At 64.1% G+C, this 16,646-nt stretch carries 15 protein-coding genes; 10 read left to right on the forward strand and 5 right to left on the reverse strand.

Annotated features, from left to right (window positions below):
- The 6 genes from ENZ74_RS04700 to ENZ74_RS04725 all read left to right on the forward strand — a co-directional run.
- Positions 1-960: APC family permease (locus tag ENZ74_RS04700; RefSeq protein ID WP_164760950.1), on the forward strand; the 960-nt coding region annotated here is incomplete at its 5' end.
- A gap of 49 nt (positions 961-1,009) precedes the next feature.
- Positions 1,010-2,212 (forward strand): cytochrome P450, encoded by a 1,203-nt coding sequence (locus ENZ74_RS04705; RefSeq protein WP_245470933.1) that lies wholly within the window; start codon positions 1,010-1,012, stop codon positions 2,210-2,212.
- Positions 2,209-3,696: an aldehyde dehydrogenase gene (locus ENZ74_RS04710; RefSeq protein WP_063169690.1), complete on the forward strand. Its 1,488-nt coding sequence runs from the start codon at positions 2,209-2,211 to the stop codon at positions 3,694-3,696. Before ENZ74_RS04705 ends, ENZ74_RS04710 begins: the two co-directional genes overlap by 4 nt.
- 244 nt (positions 3,697-3,940) lie before the next feature.
- Positions 3,941-4,795, forward strand: a complete 855-nt coding sequence (locus ENZ74_RS04715) for a MetQ/NlpA family lipoprotein (protein WP_013528557.1) — start codon at positions 3,941-3,943, stop codon at positions 4,793-4,795.
- A 91-nt stretch (positions 4,796-4,886) separates the two neighbouring features.
- Positions 4,887-5,984 (forward strand): methionine ABC transporter ATP-binding protein, encoded by a 1,098-nt coding sequence (locus ENZ74_RS04720; protein WP_063169689.1) that lies wholly within the window; start codon positions 4,887-4,889, stop codon positions 5,982-5,984.
- Positions 5,965-6,621, forward strand: coding sequence for a methionine ABC transporter permease (locus ENZ74_RS04725; protein WP_027161152.1), 657 nt, complete (start codon positions 5,965-5,967; stop codon positions 6,619-6,621). Before ENZ74_RS04720 ends, ENZ74_RS04725 begins: the two co-directional genes overlap by 20 nt.
- Positions 6,622-6,699: 78 nt before the next feature.
- On the opposite strand, the gene ENZ74_RS35785 is transcribed toward ENZ74_RS04725, so the two are convergent.
- On the reverse strand, positions 6,700-7,014 hold the full coding sequence (locus ENZ74_RS35785; RefSeq protein ID WP_335919019.1) for a Fic family protein: 315 nt from the start codon (positions 7,012-7,014) through the stop codon (positions 6,700-6,702).
- Positions 7,015-7,024: 10 nt separating this feature from the next.
- Between ENZ74_RS35785 and ENZ74_RS35790 the strand changes: the two genes are divergently transcribed.
- Entirely contained in the window at positions 7,025-7,288 is a 264-nt protein-coding gene (locus ENZ74_RS35790; RefSeq protein WP_335919021.1) for a hypothetical protein, read from the forward strand.
- A gap of 191 nt (positions 7,289-7,479) precedes the next feature.
- Here ENZ74_RS35790 and ENZ74_RS04740 read toward each other — a convergent pair whose 3' ends face one another.
- The 4 genes from ENZ74_RS04740 to ENZ74_RS04755 form a co-directional block, all read right to left on the reverse strand.
- Complete coding sequence (locus ENZ74_RS04740; RefSeq protein WP_063169688.1) at positions 7,480-8,610, reverse strand: aminomethyltransferase family protein; 1,131 nt, start codon at positions 8,608-8,610, stop codon at positions 7,480-7,482.
- Between the two features lie 51 nt (positions 8,611-8,661).
- Entirely contained in the window at positions 8,662-9,438 is a 777-nt protein-coding gene (locus tag ENZ74_RS04745) for an ABC transporter substrate-binding protein (protein ID WP_063170417.1), read from the reverse strand.
- 123 nt (positions 9,439-9,561) lie between these two features.
- A complete protein-coding gene (locus ENZ74_RS04750) occupies positions 9,562-11,304 on the reverse strand; it encodes a hydantoinase B/oxoprolinase family protein (RefSeq protein WP_063169687.1) in 1,743 nt (580 codons plus the stop codon).
- A gap of 1 nt (position 11,305) precedes the next feature.
- Positions 11,306-13,390 carry a hydantoinase/oxoprolinase family protein gene (locus ENZ74_RS04755; protein WP_063169686.1) on the reverse strand — a complete coding sequence of 695 codons (2,085 nt, stop codon included), beginning with the start codon at positions 13,388-13,390 and terminating at the stop codon, positions 11,306-11,308.
- Positions 13,391-13,611: 221 nt separating this feature from the next.
- Here ENZ74_RS04755 and ENZ74_RS04760 point away from each other — a divergent pair, with 221 nt between their 5' ends.
- The 3 genes from ENZ74_RS04760 to ENZ74_RS04770 all read left to right on the forward strand — a co-directional run.
- A complete protein-coding gene (locus ENZ74_RS04760) occupies positions 13,612-14,439 on the forward strand; it encodes a ferredoxin--NADP reductase (protein ID WP_063169685.1) in 828 nt (275 codons plus the stop codon).
- Positions 14,440-14,591: 152 nt separating this feature from the next.
- Complete coding sequence (gene deoC, locus ENZ74_RS04765; RefSeq protein ID WP_063169684.1) at positions 14,592-15,641, forward strand: deoxyribose-phosphate aldolase; 1,050 nt, start codon at positions 14,592-14,594, stop codon at positions 15,639-15,641.
- A 70-nt stretch (positions 15,642-15,711) separates the two neighbouring features.
- Positions 15,712-16,646 (forward strand): aldehyde dehydrogenase family protein (locus ENZ74_RS04770; protein ID WP_127312679.1); only part of this gene is annotated, 935 nt, incomplete at its 3' end.

A 16,646-nucleotide genomic window follows, 5' to 3' on the forward strand; every position in this document is an offset into this window, starting at 1 on the left:
GTGCTGGTGCTGTGCGAATATCTTGTGGTGCTGATCCTCGATATCGCCATCCTCAAGACCGGCGGCGATAGCGGCCTGTCGGCGGCGCCATTCAGCTGGAGCCAGATCGTCAGCGGCTCGCCGGCCATCGCCATCCTGTTCTGCTTCGCCGCCTTCATCGGTTTCGAGGCGACGACGATCTATGCCGAGGAAGCCCGCGACCCAAAGGTCACCATTCCGCGCGCCACCTATTTCTCGGTCGTGCTGATCGGCGTCTTCTACATGCTCACGGCATGGCTGATGGCGGTCGGCGCCGGTGTCGACAAATTGCTGCCGACGCTGCAGGGATTGCAGGATCCGACGACCTTCCTGTTCGGCCTGTCCGACCGCTACGCCGGCACGATGCTTTCGCAGGCGATGAGCATCCTGTTCGTGTCGAGCCTGTTTGCCGGCGTGCTGGCGTTCCACAATGCGGTTGCGCGCTACATCTACGTCTCGGGCCGCGAGAAGCTGTTGCCGCAGACGATCGGCGTGACGCATCCGGTGCACCAGAGCCCACATGTCGCTTCCGTCATCCAGAGCGTGCTCGCCGCGGTCGTTGTCGGCCTGTTCGCCGTGCTCGGCCTCGATCCGGTGCTGGCGCTGTTTTCGTGGCTGACCAATGTCGCGACGCTCGGTGTCATCGCGATGATGGCGGTGGCATCGCTTGCCGTGGTGATGTTCTTCCGCGCCAACCCGGCGGCCCACGAGAATGCGCTGAAGACCACCATCCTGCCCGGGCTGACCTTCATCGCCTTCGTCATCATCATCTATTTGATCGTCATCAATTTCGGCAGCCTGTCGGGAGCCGGCGGTTTCCTTGGCGTGTTCCTGCCGGGGCTGGTGCTGATCGCCGCGATCGTCGGCCTGCTGCTGGCCAGCGCGCTGAAGAGCCGCGATCCGGTCGCGTTCAAAAACCTCGGCCAGCCGCTGAAAGATTGAGAAAAGCAAAGGGGCGGCATGCCACGCCGCCCCTTACACCACAAGGGGAGTGGCGGATTTGAGCTTTGCCGAAAATATCACCGTCGAGGCATTGGAAGCCGATCCCTACCCGATCTATGCAGAGCTCAGGCGCAGTGCGCCGGTCGCTTTCGTGCCGGCGGTCAATCTTTGGTTCGTCACCCGCTGGAAGGATGTCGAGAGCGTCGCCAAGTCGCCCGAGATCTTCTCCGCCGTCGTCGGCTCGTCACCAGTTGAGCGTTCCTTCGGCAAGCCGACCATCCTGACCACCGATGGCGAGACGCACAAGCAACTGCGCCAAGGCGTCGACCCGAAATACCGGCCGCGCACCGTCGCCGCCTATGCCGGCGACCTCGTGCGGTCGATTGCCGAACCTTTTCTGGACCGGATCGTCAACCAGGGCTCCGCCGAGCTGATGACCGATTATTTCGAGCCGGTGTCGACGCTCAGCCTGGCGCGCTCGCTCGGCCTTGCCGGCATCGATATGCCGACGCTGCGCCGCTGGTTCTACGGCCTTGCCCAGGGCGCCATCAATTTCGAGAACGATCCGAAACGGCAGGAGATCGCCGACGCAATCAGTGCCGAGGTCGGCGACGCCATCCTGCCGACGCTGGAAAGACTTGCGCGCCAGCCAGATGACTCGGCGCTGTCGCATATGCTGCATGACGGCATGCCGGAGGGCACGACGCGGCCGATCGACTTTCTGATGCCCAGCATCATGGTCATTCTGCTTGGCGGCATGCAGGAGCCCGGACATGGCGCCGGCTCGATCCTCGCCGGCCTGCTGGCCCATCCCGAGCAATTGCGGCAGGTGCTCGCCGATCCCGAGACTTTCGTGCCGAGGGCGGTCGACGAGGGCCTGCGCTGGGTGGCGCCGATCGGTACGCAGACGCGGCAGACGACGCGGGCAGTCGAGATTGGCGGCGTGACGATCCCGGCCGGCGCTGCCGTCGCCGCCCTCGTCGCTTCGGCAAGCCGCGACGAGAGCCGCTTTGCCGATCCCGACCGCTTCGACATCAACCGCAACGAAGGCAACCATGCCGCCTTCGGCTTCGGCCATCATTTCTGTTCGGGCCGGTTCTTCGCACGCGAGCAGATGTGCCTTGCGGTGCGGCTGTTGCTCCAACGCTTCCCCGATCTCAGCCTTGTGCCGAGCAGGGAACCGGTGTTTCGCGGCTGGGAATTCCGCGCGCCAACCACATTGCATGTTTCCCTTGGAGTCCGTCACCAATGATCAGTCAGAATGCCATCGAAACGCTGCGCAAGACGGAGATCGGCGCGCAGGGCCTGTTCATCGATGGCGTGCAGGTCGAGGCAACAAGCGGCGCAAGCCTGCCGGTGACGTCGCCGATCGACGGCCGACCTTTCGCCAGCATCGCCGACGGCAACGCCGCCGATATCGACCGCGCCGTGAAGTCGGCGCGCAAGGCGTTCGAGAAGGGCTCGTGGTCGCGCGCCACACCCGCCTTTCGCAAGAAGGTGCTGACGAAATTCGCCGAGCTGGTCGAGAAACACGCCGATGAGCTCGCCGTGCTCGGTGTGCGCGACAACGGCACCGAGATCGGCATGGCCTACAAGGCAGAACCGCTGTCGGCGGCAGGCACCATCCGCTACTATGCCGAGGCCATCGACAAGGTCTATGGCGAGATAGCGCCGACGGCCGAGAATGTGCTCGGACTGATCCACAAGGAGCCGCTCGGCGTCGTCGGCGTCATCGTGCCGTGGAATTTCCCGCTGATGATCGGTGCCTGGAAGATCGCGCCTGCACTTGCCGCCGGCAATTGCGTGGTGGTCAAGCCGCCGGAGATCGCCTCGCTGACGCTGCTGCGGCTGGCCGAACTGGCAAGCGAGGCCGGCTTGCCCGCCGGTGTGCTCAACGTCGTCACCGGGCTTGGCGCGGTCACCGGCGAGGCGCTCGGCCTGCATATGGATGTCGACGCCATCGCCTTCACCGGTTCCGGCCCGGTCGGCAGGCGGCTGCTCGAATATTCCGCTCGCTCCAATCTGAAGCGCGTCTTCCTCGAACTCGGCGGCAAGTCGCCGAACATCGTCTTTGCCGACGCCCCGGACCTGAAACAGACAGCGGTCGTCTCGGCCAATGGCATCTTCCGCAATTCCGGCCAGGTCTGCGTCGCCGGCTCGCGGCTTCTCGTCCAGTCAGCGGTCTACGACCGCTTCATGGACGAACTGCTCTCGGCAACCATGCGGCTCAAAGTCGGCGATCCGCTTGATCTCACCAGCGATGTCGGCGCGGTATCGAGCGCCGAACAGCTGGACAAGAACCTCGGTTTCGTCGCCAGGGCCACGGAAGAAGGTGCCCGTCTCGTCACCGGCGGCCAGCGGATGCTGACCGAGACCGGTGGCAGCTACATGGCGCCAACGATCTTCGAGAATGTCATGCAGGACATGCAGTTGGCGCGCGAGGAGGTGTTCGGGCCGGTGCTCGGCGTCATGCGCTTCGAGACCGAGGAGGAGGCGGTTCGGCTTGCCAATTCGACCGTCTACGGGCTTGCCTCCGCGGTGTGGACCGCCAATCTCTCCACCGCGCATCGCATGGTGCGCGCCATCAATGCCGGCGTCGTCCACGTCAACACCTATGGCGGCGCCGACATCACCGTGCCGCTCGGCGGCGTCAAGCAGTCCGGCTTCGGCCGCGACAAGTCGCTGCACGCGCTGGAGAAATATTTGGAACTGAAGGCGGCCTGGATCGCGCTTTGACGGCACGCTGAGCTCTCTGAGAATCTGACGACCTCCAGACGCGCGCAAGATCGCGCCGCGATCCGCTGCGGCCGGCCAAGCAGCGGCTTTTGCTCACGCTCTTGAAAATTTTGAGAGAATATTCCCGGCTTTGGCGAGAATGGCGAAACGCGTTCTTTGATAAACTTGATAGAATTTCTGAGGATGCGACCAAGGCTAGGCAATCCGCCTCGCTGCCATGACTTCACAACCGCAGAGATCAATCATGACTGACTTCAAGAACACTTTGCCATCTTCCCCCGGGTCAACCGTCAACCGGCGCAGTGGCCTTGCTCTGCTGTTCGCCTCAGTCGTCGCGATCGGCAGCCTGATTGCACCGCATGCGTCGTTTGCCGAGGACAAGAAGGCGATCAAGGTCGGCATCATCAGCGGCGAGGACGAGGACGTCTGGCGCGTCGTCGTCGCGCAAGCCGCCGAAAAGGGCCTTGCCATCGAGACGGTGGTATTCAACGACTACACCCAGCCCAACGAAGCGCTGGAGCGCGGCGAGATCGACGCCAACGCCTTCCAGCACCAGCCCTATCTCGACAACCAGATCAAGACGCAAGGCTACCACATCGTCCGTGTCGGCTATACCGGCGTCTGGCCGATCGGCCTCTACTCTAAGAAGTTCAGCAAGGTTGCCGACCTGCCCGAGGGCGCGGTCATTGGCGTGCCCAACGACCCATCCAATGAAGGCCGGGCGCTGCGCGTGCTGCAGAACGAGGGCGTGATCAAGCTCAGGGATGGCACCGGCATTCTGGCCACCACCGCCGACATCGCCGAGAACGCGAAGAAGGTGGTGATCAAGGAACTTGACGCCGGTATCGTCGGCCGCTCGGTCGAGGATCTCGATGCGGCCGTGGTCAACACCGACTGGGCGCTGAAAAGCGGCCTGTCGCCGGAAAACCGCATCGCGCAGGAGCCTATCGCCGACAATCCCTACCGCAACTTCATCGCGGTGAAGACCGGTAACGAGAACGAGGCCTGGGTGAAGACGCTGGTGGCTTCCTATCAGAACGAGGCGGTGAAGGCCGAGTTCGACAAGGTCTACAAGGGCACCGGCCTCAGCGCCTATTGATCCGGTCCTCGGCCGGAAGCCCGGTTCGAGAGCAACAGCGGTCCGCGCTCAGGCGCGGGCCGCGATTGCGTTTTCGGGAACAGGAATATTCATGAACCAGCATATCACGGCATCCGGGGAGACCGCCGATCCGACCCAGACCCGGCCCGACGCATCTCAGGATGTCGTGCGCCTTGTCGACCTGAAGCGCCATTTCGGTGTGACGGCGGCGCTCGACGGCATTTCGCTGACCGTGCGCAAGGGCGAGATCCTCGGTATCATCGGCCGCAGCGGCGCCGGCAAATCGACGCTGATCCGCTGCCTGAACGGGCTGGAACGGCCTGACTCCGGCGAGGTGTTCATCGAGGGCCGCGAGATCAGCCGGCTCGGCGAGCGCGACCTGCAGCCGCTGCGGCGGCGCATCGGCATGATCTTCCAGCATTTCAACCTGCTGTCGGCCAAGACCGTCGAGGACAATGTGGCGCTGCCGCTGAAGATCGAGGGCCGGCCGAAAGCCGAGAGGCTGAAGCGCGCCGCCGAACTGCTCGATCTTGTCGGCCTGTCGGAGAAAGCCAAGGCCTATCCGGCGTCGCTGTCGGGCGGCCAGAAGCAACGGGTCGGCATCGCCAGGGCGCTTGCCGCGCGCCCGGCGCTGCTCCTGTCGGACGAAGCCACCTCGGCGCTCGATCCGGAGACGACGCGCTCCATCCTCGCACTGCTCAAGGACATCAACCGGCAGCTTGGCCTGACCATCCTTTTGATCACCCATGAGATGGAGGTGATCCGTTCCATCGCCGACCGCGTGGCGTTGATCGACGCCGGACGCATCGTCGAGCAAGGGCCGGTCTGGTCGGTGTTTGCCGACCCACGCTCCGAGATCACACGCAGCCTGCTCGGCGCCATCAGGCCGCAGCTGCCGGCCGAGCTGGCAGCGCGGCTGCTGCCGGCGGCCGGTGCGGAAACCATCCTGCGCGTCGACGTGGCCGGCGAGGCGGCAAGCGGCCCGCTGCTGTCCGACCTTGCGATTGCGGTTCCGGGCGCCTTCCGCCTCGTCCATGGCGGCATCGACCATATCCAGCAGCAGCCGGTCGGCACGCTGTTCCTTTCGGTTCCCGGCAGCGATGCAAATCATCTTGCTGACATCATCACATTCCTGAAGGCTCGCCAGGCGCGGGTGGAGGTGCTTGGCCATGTCGCCAATCCTGTTTGAACTTCTGCTGCGTTCGATCTGGGAGACGGTGCTGATGACGGCCGCCTCCGGCCTCATCTCGCTGGTCTTCGGCCTGCCGCTCGGCCTGGCGCTGATTGCTACCGAACGCGGCGGCATTGCCGAAAGCCTTTGGGTGAACCGGGCGCTCGGCGCCATCATCAACGGTTTCCGCTCGGTGCCCTTCATCATCCTTCTGGTGGCGCTGATCCCGGTGACGCGGCTGATCGTCGGCACCTCGATCGGCACATGGGCAGCCATCGTGCCGCTGTCGATCGCCGCCACGCCCTATTATGCGCGCATCGCCGAAGTGTCGCTGCGCGAAGTCGATCGCGGGCTGATCGAGGCGGCGCGCGCCATGGGCGGCAACCGCTGGACGATCATCCGCGAGGTGCTGGTGCCAGAAGCCCTGCCCGGCATCGTCGCCGGCTTCACGGTGACGCTGGTGACGCTGATCGGTGCGTCAGCCATGGCCGGCGCGATCGGCGCCGGCGGCCTCGGCGACCTCGCCATCCGCTACGGCTACCAGCGTTTTGAGACGTCGGTGATGATCGCAGTGGTCATCGTGCTGATCATCCTGGTCTGCGGCATCCAATGGGTGGGGGATCGGTTGGTGGCGAGGCTGGATAGACGGGGGTGATTGTTAGGCCGACGAACTAGGCGATGATATCTTCTATCAGTGCTTGCAATGACGCTTCTGAACCGCTGAAACTGTCGATCATGGCTTGAATGACGCGATCCCGTCAAGGATGTCGTCATTGAATGTCAGGCCCGCGTGCTCGGCGAGCATCGCAAGGAAGGTGAGCTGGGTTCGGCCGTTGCCTTCGCGAAACGGATGCACGGCGTTGATCTCCGCGACGATGTGCGCCAGATGCTTCGCAAAGCTGGTGCCGTCGAGATGAGCTAAGCGGTCGGGATTGCCGAGTTCGCGAAAGACCCGCGCCATCTCGGTGGCGATGTGTTCGGGATAGCAGAACCAATTGCCGGCCTTGCCGATGCGGATGGTGCGCGGCTGACCGGCCCAGCCACACATCCTGGAACAGGTGCCGGTGCAGGCCGAGATAGTGACGGTAGTCGAGTTCGCCTGCCGGCAATGGCTCGTCAGCGCGAGTCAGGAACAGCGCGAGCTCGACTTCATCAAGCTCAGCCTGGTCGCGGATGTCCAACAGGTTAATGAGCACCGTCGTGCCGGGGTAGCACAGCGGATCGAACTCAGCGGCGTAGACCAACGTCTATTTCTTCTTGCGGATTTCTTCCTTGATGAGCGAACGCCGCTCATCACCGGACAGTCCGTGTCGTACGCCTAGGGCGAGTAATTTCGCCATGCGAGGCGATAAGGTCATGCCTTCCACGGCGCTGATTTTCTCGCCGCGCTCGCTGGTCAGCACGAACTGGCCGGTCTTGGCTGAACGGCTGGCTCGTGAGCTAGGAGACTTCATTTCGAGACAATATCATAACCATTGAGGAGAGACCAAAATGATTTCCAGGGTAAGCCCAGTTAGCCGCGCAACCTCCCCCCCTCGGGATCGAAGAACGGTATCGGCGCCACGACCGCCCGGCTCGGCCTGCCATCGATGTCTATGCTGAGTTCGGTGCCAATCGCGGTGAAAGGCAGCCGCAGGTGCGCCGTGGCCAGCACCTTGCCCAGGGAATAGCCGTGATCGCTGTAGGTGACGATGCCGGCGTCCTCGCCATCGGCCAGGACCCTGGCATCGGTGGCGGCCGGCGTGTCGCCGTCGAGGATCAGGCCGACCCATTGCTCGTCGAGGCCCTTGTCGCGGACCTTGAGCAACGCTTGCCGGCCGACGAAATCGCCCTTGTCGAACTTGATCCAGCGGTCGAGGCCGACATGGAACGGGGTGCGGCTCTCGTCCATGTCGATGCCGTGCGCCGGATAGGCCTTTTCCAGGCCCAGCGTGAACATTGCCAGCACGCCATAGGGTTTCAGGCCAAAGTCCCGGCCGGTCCGCATCAGCGCGTCCCAGACCGAAGCGGCCTCGTCGGCCGGCACGAACAGCTCGAAGCCGAGCTCGCCGGTGACCCCGGTGCGCGAGATCAGCACCCGCGTGCCGTTGATGTGGCCTGACGTGAACGACCAGCGTTTCAGCCCGTCCAGATCGGCATCCGAGATCATCGCCTTCAACAGTTCGCGCGAGCGCGGGCCCTGGATGGTCGGGAAGGCGATGGCTGCGGTTATGTCGGTGACATAGGCCTTGCGACCCTGCGCGTGATGCAACAGCCAGGGCAGCATCTTCAGGCGGTTGACCGAGCCGGTTACCAGCATGAAGTGCTCCGGACCCAACCGAAACACGGTGAGGTCGTCCATGATGCCGCCATCCTCGCGGCAGACCGTGGAATAGCGGACCTGGCCCGGTTTCATGGCAGCGGCATTATTGACGATGACATGGTTGACCAGCGCCTCGGCGTCCGGCCCCTTGATGTCCATCTTGCCCATGGTGCTGAGATCCTGCACGCCGACATTTTTGCGGGTGTTCAGATGCTCGTCGGCAATGCCGGAATAGGTTTTAGCGGAGATGAAATCGCCCCCGACACGACCCATGGTCGCGCCCAGCCCGACGATGCTGCTGTAGAAAGGGGAACGCCGCTCAGCCAAGGAAGTCTCCATCATTCAAGAAAAACGGCAGCGCCAGCCGGCGCTGCCGGAAGGCATGTTGTCGTCTCAGCTGCCGTAGACGTCGAAGGAGAAGTACTTGTCGTTGATTTCCTTGTACTTGCCATTGGCGCGCAGCGCGTCGATGGCCGCATTGAGCTTGTCGGCCAGTTCCTTATTGCCCTTTTGCAGCGCGATGCCGACGCCAGGGCCGTGAATGGCCGGATCGGCGGTCAGCGTGCCGAGCAGCTTGCAGCAGGCGCCGTCTGGCTTCTTCAACCACTCGGTCAGGATGATCGAGCCGTCCATCATCGCGTCGAGGCGGCCATTGGCCATGTCGGTGCGGGCATCGTCGCCCGTCGGATAGGCTTTGACCGTCGAGCCTGCATATTTCTGGTCGGCGAATTTCTGGTGGATGGTCGCGGTCTGCACGCCGAGCGCCTTGCCTTTCAGATCATCGGGCGACGTGCCCGCGATGGTCGAATCCTTGGGCACGGCGATAGCCGGCGGCGTCTGGTAGTATTTGTGGGTGAACTCGACCTTCTCGGCCCGCTCGGGTGTGATGGTGATGTTGATGATCGCGTCGAACTTGCCGGCCTGCAGCGCCGGGATCGAGCCATCGAAATCCTGCACGCTGAACTCACACTCGGCCTTCATCTCAGCACACAGCGCCTTCCCCAGCTCGATGTCGAAGCCGCCCAGCGTGCCGTCGGCACTGGCGTAGTTGAAGGGCGGATAGGCGCCCTCGGTACCGATCCTGAGTTTTTTGTCCTGGGCGGAGGCGGCACCAGTGGCAAGGGTGAGGGCGACGGAAGCGGCAAGCACGAAACGACCGAAAAGACGCATGTTCGAGATCCCCGTTGAAAGCGGGAAGTCTACGGTCTTCCAGGCGCGCGGCGGAGACGGAAACGACATGCGCTGCGGCGATCACGGCGCGGCGAGCAGACCAGGCGAGCGATCGGTGATGTGTTAGCCGACGCGCTGCTTGTCGGTGGCCGTCCGGTCGATGGCCAACTCCCCGGCCGAGAGGACAACGCCAAACTTTTCGGTGGCTTCCTCTGATGTGTAGTACCCCAGCGCCACGTCGCGCAGCACAAGATCGGCATCGCGCTGCAGCGGATCGCCATAGCCGCCGCCGCCCGGCGTGCCGACGCGCACGCGGTCGCCGGCCTTGAGCGCAATGTCCTGTTCTTTGGACAAATGCGGCGGCACGTGTTCCTCGCCGTTGCGGAAGACGGTCACCGTGTTGACGGCGCCGTCCTTGCCGCCAAGCGCGCCCTGCGGGCCGAACCGGCCATGGTCCATGACGAAGGAAGCGCGGGCGTCGCCGCGCAGGATTTCCACCTCATAGGCGAGGCCGAAACCGCCGCGATGCTTGCCGGCGCCGCCGGAGCCTTCACGCAAGGCGTAGTGGCGGTAGAGCACCGGGAATGCCTGTTCCATGATCTCGACCGGCGGCGACTTGGAGATGCCGATGGTCGAGCAGCCATTGGTCAGGCCGTCATGGCCTGAATTGCCCCCATAACCGCCGCCGGAGATCTGATACATGACGTAGTCGCGGCCGCGTGCCGGGTCGTTGCCGCCGAGTGCGAAATTGCCGCTGGAACCGGCGGGTGCGGCGGTCACCTTGTCCGGCAATGCCTGCACCATCGCCGCAAACACCGCCTCGGCGATGCGCTGCGACACCTCGGCGGCGCAGCCCGAGACGGGCCGCGGATATTTGGCGTCGAGGAACGTGCCTTCCGGCCGCTTGACGATCAGGGGTTCAAACGCGCCGGCGCTGATCGGCACATCCGGGAAAATGTGGCGCATGGCGAGATAGACCGAGGATAGGGTCGTCGCCAGCACGCTGTTCATCGGCCCGGCGCAGGGCTTTGACGAATCGGTGAAATCGAAGGTCAGCGTGTCGCCCTGTTTTTCGACGGCGAGCGCGATGATCAGCGGCTCGTTGACCACCCCATCGGAATCGACAAAGGCCTTCGAATGGTAGGTGCCGTCGGGAATGGCTGAGATGTTGGCGCGCATCTGCTCGGCCGCGCGGCGGCGCAGTTCGGCGATCGCCGCGACAACAGTTTCGTCACCGTAACGATCCAGGATTCCATTCAGCCGATCCTGGCCGATCAGCAGTGCGGCGGCCTGGGCCCTGATATCGCCGATGCGCTGGTCGGCGACGCGGATGTTGGAGCAGATGATGGCGTAGATTTCCGGGTCGAGCACGCCCTTCTTGAACAGTTTGACCGGCGGCAGCCGCAGGCCTTCCTGCTCCACGGCAGTCGCCGAGGCTGAAAATCCGCCCGGCACCGAGCCGCCAATGTCGGGCCAATGGCCGGTGTTGGATAGCCAGCAGAAAATCTTGCCGTCCCGGTAGACCGGCATGGCGAAGCGCACATCCATCAGATGGGTGCCGCCGAGATAGGGGTCGTTGACGACGTAGATGTCGCCTGGTTCCGGCGGCAGGCAACGGCCGTCGGCGATCATCTCGATCACCGTCCTGGTCGAATACTGCATGACGCCGACGAACACCGGCAGGCCCTGGCTGCCTTGCGCGATCAGCGAACCGTCGACAGCCGAATAGATGCCGTCGGAACGGTCATTGGCCTCGGCGATGACCGGCGAGAAAGCGGCGCGAGAGAACGTAAGGTCCATCTCGTCGCAGACCTGCTGCAGGGCCGCCTGGAGGACCGAAAGGGTGATGGCGTCGAGCTTTGCCATATCAGGCCTCGCCAATGTCGATGATGATGTTGCCGTCAGCGTCGCTGCGTGCGCGGTCGCCGGGTTCGAGCACGGTGGTGGCATCCATCTGTTCGAGGATCGCCGGGCCTTCGATGATAGCATCGAGCGGCAGCTTTTCACGCGCATATACGGGCGTGTCGTGCCAACGGCCGGCATACCAGACCGGCCGGATTTCGCGCCGCGCCTCGTCCAGCGTTGCTGCGCGCCCCGCCGGATCGATCAGGCGCGACAGATCGATCGCCAGACGCACGCCGGTGACCGATGTATTGAGATTGACGAGATTGGCTCGGATTTCCGGCAGCTCGACCTTGAAGCGGGCGAAATAGGCCTTTTCGAAAAGCTGCTGCAGCGTTGCCCGGGTCACCGAGGAGGACGGCAGCGCCACGTTGATGATGTGGGTCTGGCCGACGAACTGCATGTCGGCGGAGTGGGTGACGCGGATCGTCTCCGGCTTTACCGCTTCCTTGCCGATCAGCTCCTCGCCTTCGTTTCGGTGCCGTTCCAATACCCCATGAAGGCGCGTTTCGTCGAGCACCGACACCGGCTGGTTGATGGTGTTGACGAAGTCGTGGCGCAGGTCGGCAACGACGCAGCCGAGCGCGTTGGTGATGCCTGGACGCGCCGGCACCAGCACCTTGGGCAGGCCGAGTTCGCGCGCCAGGGCAGTCGCATGCAGCGGCCCGGCGCCGCCAAAGGCGAACAGCGCGAAATCGCGGGGGTCATGACCGCGTGACACCGACACCATGCGGATGGCGCCGGCCATCTTCATGTTGCCGAGCCGCAGCACCGCGCCCGCCGCCTCGACGCCGGACAGGCCGGTCGGCTTGCCGATTTTCTCCTCGAAGATGCCGGTGACGCGCTCTGATGTGACCGGGTTTTCGACTGCCAGCAGCTTCTTCGGCGCCAGCCGGCCGAGCACCAGATTGGCGTCGGTGATGGTCGGATCGAGGCCGCCGCGCCCGTAGCAGATCGGGCCGGGGTTGGCGCCGGCGCTTTCCGGGCCGATCTGGATCAGGCCGGCCGCGTCGACGCGGGCGATCGAGCCGCCGCCGGCGCCGACCGTGTGCACCGCCACCATCGGCACATGGATCGGCATGGCATATTCGATCTCGATCTCGTTCGAGACAGCCGGCTCGGCATTGCGGATCAGCGCCACGTCGGTCGAAGTGCCGCCCATGTCGTAGGTGACGAGGTTTTCGAAGCCGGCACGTTTTCCGGTGTAGGCGGCGGCGATGACGCCCGAGGCCGGACCGGACATGACAGTCTTGGCCGATTCACGTGTGACGAAGCGGGCCGAGATCATGCCGCCATTGCCGTTCATGATCAGGAAGTCGCGGGCATAGCCTTTTGCAGCCAGTTCCTTGCGCAGCCGCTCGACATAACGCTCGAGGATCGGCTGCACCGAGGCGTTGACCGAAGCGGTGACGCCGCGCTCGAACTCGCGCGCCTCCGACAGCAGCGCATGGCCTGCCGTGATGTAGCCGTTCGGCCAGAGCTCGGCGGCAATTTCGGTGGCGCGCCGCTCGTGCGCCGGATTGGCGTAGGAATGCAGGAAATGGATGACGAGGGATTCGCAACCGGCCGCGATCAGCGTCTGCACCGCCTCGCGCATTTCGGCCTCGTCGAGCGGTGTGCGTATCTCACCCGACGCCTCGACGCGCTCCGACACTTCGAGCCTGAGATTGCGCGGGATGATCGGCACGAAGCTGCCGGTCATGCCATAGGCCTGCGGCCGCGTGCGCCGGCCAAGCTCGATCACGTCGCGAAAACCGCGCGTGGTGATCATGCCGGTTTTCGCCAGCCGGCGTTCGAGCACCGCATTGGTGGTGGTGGTCGTGCCATGCACGATGAGGTCGATGCCGTCGATCGGAAATCCGGTGGCGCCGAGTGCCGAAACGACACCGAAGGCCTGGTTGTCGACCGTGGTCGGCGTCTTGGCCAGATACACCCTGCCGCCATCGCTTCCGTCGATCAGGAGCAGGTCGGTGAAGGTGCCGCCGACATCGATACCGGCAACGACATTTCCCTGGGGATCGCGCGCTTGCGCCGAAATATTCTCTTCCATCGTCGAAACCCGAAATGCGCGGACTACGGATATGCGTCAGTTTGGAAAGCTGTTTTAAGGGAGCATCTTGACGCAAATATCGTTTGTATACTAATAAATTCCGGACACAAGAGCTTGCCGCTTTGGAGTGTGCGAACAGCACGCCGGGACCTGAATGGTCCGGGCGCGCAGGTGAAGGTTTGGCGCCCGCGTCCGTGAGCTGGGCCAGAAGGTTGGATTTGATGAACACCACATCCGCTCTCAACACCGTCGGCGCCCGACCGCTGCAGTTCCCGATTCCGGCCAATGTCTATGCCGAAACCGTGGTCTCGGTGAAGCACTACACCGACCGGCTGTTCTCGTTCCGCATCACCCGTCCGCAGTCGCTGCGCTTCCGCTCCGGCGAGTTCGTCATGATCGGCCTGCCCAATGCAGAGAAGCCGGTGTACCGCGCCTATTCGGTGGCGAGCCCGGCCTGGGACGAAGAGCTGGAATTCTTCTCGATCAAGGTGCCGGACGGCCCGCTGACTTCGGAGCTGCAGAAGATCCAGGTCGGCGACACCGTCATCATGCGCCAGAAGTCGACGGGCACGCTGGTGGTCGACGCATTGACGCCGGCCAAGCGGCTGTTCATGATCTCGACCGGCACCGGCATCGCGCCCTTCGCCAGCCTGCTGCGCGACCCCGACACCTACGAAAAATTCGATCAACTGATCCTGACCCATACCTGCCGCGACAATGCCGAGATGACCTATGGCCAGGAGCTGGTCGCAGCACTTGAAAGCGACCCGCTGATCGGTGAACTGACCACTGGGCGCGTCACGCTCTACAATTCGACGACCCGCGAGGAATCGGCACGCATGGGCCGCATCACCGCGCTGATCGGCTCCGGCAAGTTCTACAGCGATCTCGGCATCGACAAGCTCAACCCGGAAACCGACCGGATCATGATCTGCGGCTCGATGCATATGCTGAAGGACGTCAAGGAACTGGCCGAAAGTCTCGGCTTCGAGGAAGGCTCGCTGAGCCATCCGGCGACTTTTGTCGTCGAGCGCGCCTTCGTCGGCTGAGCCGCACCAACATCTCGAAGTCTACGTTTTTGACCGCACGGTCAAAAACTGCTGCTTTCGCCGCCTTTTTCGGTTATGACCGCCCGCAGGACTCGTGAAGTACGGCTTCACGGGCTATCTTCGGCATACGTCGCTGAATGAAAGGGCAGGAGATGAGCAGCACAATCCGCGAAGCCGATGTCGGCCCGTCCAAGGTGACGCCGCTGCCGGCGCGTGCCGCCGCCAATACAGCCGTCCCGCACGATCATCGCATTGCGCGCAACCCCGGCATGAAGCTCGACCTTGGCTTCATGGAATCGGTGCGCAGCGTCAATCGCTCGGCGCTGGAACGGCGCGTCGCCAGCCTGACCAAGCGGCGCTCGATCAAGGCCGACAACCAGGCCGCCTGGCTGCTGCGCGCCGTCGCCTGCATGGATTTGACGACGCTGAATTCCAACGACACCGAGGAGCGCGTGCGCCGGCTCTGCGCCAAGGCGATCAACCCGTTCCGCCGCGACATTGTCGAGGGCCTCGGCATATCAGGTGAAATCATCCGCCCGGCCGCCGTCTGCGTCTACCACCCCTTCGTTGCCACCGCCGTCGATGCGGTGCGCGGCACTGGCATCCATGTCGCCGCCGTCTCCACCGCCTTTCCGCATGGCCTGGCGCCGCTGTCGACCCGTCTGCAGGAGATCGAGGCCTCGGTCCGTGACGGCGCCGACGAGATCGACGTCGTCATCCCGCGCGGCCTGGTGTTCGGCGCCAAGTGGCGGGAGCTTTACAATGAGATCGTCTCGATGCGCGCCGCCTGCGGTGATGCGCATCTGAAGGTCATCCTCGGCACCGGCGACCTCGCCACGCTGCGCAATGTCATGCTGGCCTCGATGGTGGCGATGATGGCGGGCGCCGATTTCATCAAGACCTCGACCGGCAAGGAAAGCGTCAACGCGACGCTGCCCGTCGGCCTCGCCATGGTGCGTGCCATCAGGGCCTATTTCGAGGAAACCGGCTATCTCATCGGCTTCAAGCCGGCCGGCGGCATTTCCACGGCCAAGGCCTCGCTCGACTGGCTGGTGCTGATGAAGGAAGAGCTCGGCCGGCCATGGCTGGAGCCGGACCTGTTCCGCTTCGGCGCGTCGAGCCTCTTGACCGACATCGAGCGCCAGCTCGAGCATCATCTGACCGGACATTATTCGGCCAATCATCGCCACGCGATGGCGTAAGCCTTTACCCCCACCCCGATCGGCTTTTGCCGATCGACCCTCCCAGGCGGGAGGGTGAAGGAGGCACCTGATGAACATTCTCGATCGCTATCACGCCATGGAATACGGCCCGGCACCGGAGGCCCGCAACGAGGCCGACGCCTGGCTTGCCGCGCGCGATTTCGGCAAGGCGCTGTTCATCGGCGGCGACTGGAAAGCCGCTGCCGGCGGCAAGACCTTCGAGACCAGCGAGCCGTCTTCCGGCAAGCTGCTGGCCGAGGTCTCGGACGCCAATGCCGCCGATATCGACGCGGCGGTTGCGGCCGCCGCCAAGGCGCTGCCGAAGTGGTCGGCAGCCTCAGGCTATCAGCGTGCCAAAGTACTCTATGCCATCGGCCGCGCCATGCAGCGGCATCAGCGCCTGTTCGCGGTGCTTGAGACTATCGACAACGGCAAGCCGATCCGCGAAAGCCGCGATATCGACGTGCCGCTGGCGATCCGCCATTTCATCCACCATGCCGGCTGGGCGCAGGCGCTGGACAGGGATTTCCCCGGCCATAGGGGTGTCGGCGTCGTCGGCCAGATCATCCCGTGGAACTTTCCGTTGCTGATGCTGGCCTGGAAGATCGCGCCGGCGCTCGCCGCCGGCTGCACCGTGGTGCTGAAGCCGGCCGAGTTCACGCCGCTGACCGCCATCCTGTTCGCCGAGATTTGCGAGCGTGCCGGCGTGCCGAAGGGCGTCGTCAACATCGTCCAGGGCGGCCCTGAGGCCGGCGTCGCCATCGTCAACCATCCCGGCGTCCAGAAGATCGCCTTTACCGGCTCTTCCGAGGTCGGCAAGATCATCCGCAAGGCCACCGCCGGCTCGGGCAAGAAACTGTCGCTGGAGCTCGGCGGCAAATCGGCTTTCATCGTCTTCGAGGATGCCGATCTCGACAGCGCCGTCGAAGGCCTGGTCGACGGCATCTGGTTCAACCAGGGCCAGGTCTGCTGCGCCGGTTCGCGGCTCCTGGTGCAGGAAGGCAT

Source organism: Mesorhizobium sp. M7A.F.Ca.CA.002.15.2.1, assembly GCF_003998715.1.
Taxonomy (GTDB): domain Bacteria; phylum Pseudomonadota; class Alphaproteobacteria; order Rhizobiales; family Rhizobiaceae; genus Mesorhizobium; species Mesorhizobium ciceri.

Coding starts and splice junctions, on each gene's coding strand:
- ENZ74_RS04710 (WP_063169690.1), top strand. CDS start 2,209: ATGATCAGTCAGAATGCCATCGAAACGCTGCGCAAGACGGAGATCGGC.
- ENZ74_RS04715 (WP_013528557.1), top strand. CDS start 3,941: ATGACTGACTTCAAGAACACTTTGCCATCTTCCCCCGGGTCAACCGTC.
- ENZ74_RS04720 (WP_063169689.1), top strand. CDS start 4,887: ATGAACCAGCATATCACGGCATCCGGGGAGACCGCCGATCCGACCCAG.
- ENZ74_RS04725 (WP_027161152.1), top strand. CDS start 5,965: ATGTCGCCAATCCTGTTTGAACTTCTGCTGCGTTCGATCTGGGAGACG.
- ENZ74_RS35785 (WP_335919019.1), bottom strand. CDS start 7,014: ATGTGTGGCTGGGCCGGTCAGCCGCGCACCATCCGCATCGGCAAGGCC.
- ENZ74_RS04740 (WP_063169688.1), bottom strand. CDS start 8,610: ATGATGGAGACTTCCTTGGCTGAGCGGCGTTCCCCTTTCTACAGCAGC.
- ENZ74_RS04745 (WP_063170417.1), bottom strand. CDS start 9,438: ATGCGTCTTTTCGGTCGTTTCGTGCTTGCCGCTTCCGTCGCCCTCACC.
- ENZ74_RS04750 (WP_063169687.1), bottom strand. CDS start 11,304: ATGGCAAAGCTCGACGCCATCACCCTTTCGGTCCTCCAGGCGGCCCTG.
- ENZ74_RS04755 (WP_063169686.1), bottom strand. CDS start 13,390: ATGGAAGAGAATATTTCGGCGCAAGCGCGCGATCCCCAGGGAAATGTC.
- ENZ74_RS04760 (WP_063169685.1), top strand. CDS start 13,612: ATGAACACCACATCCGCTCTCAACACCGTCGGCGCCCGACCGCTGCAG.
- deoC (WP_063169684.1), top strand. CDS start 14,592: ATGAGCAGCACAATCCGCGAAGCCGATGTCGGCCCGTCCAAGGTGACG.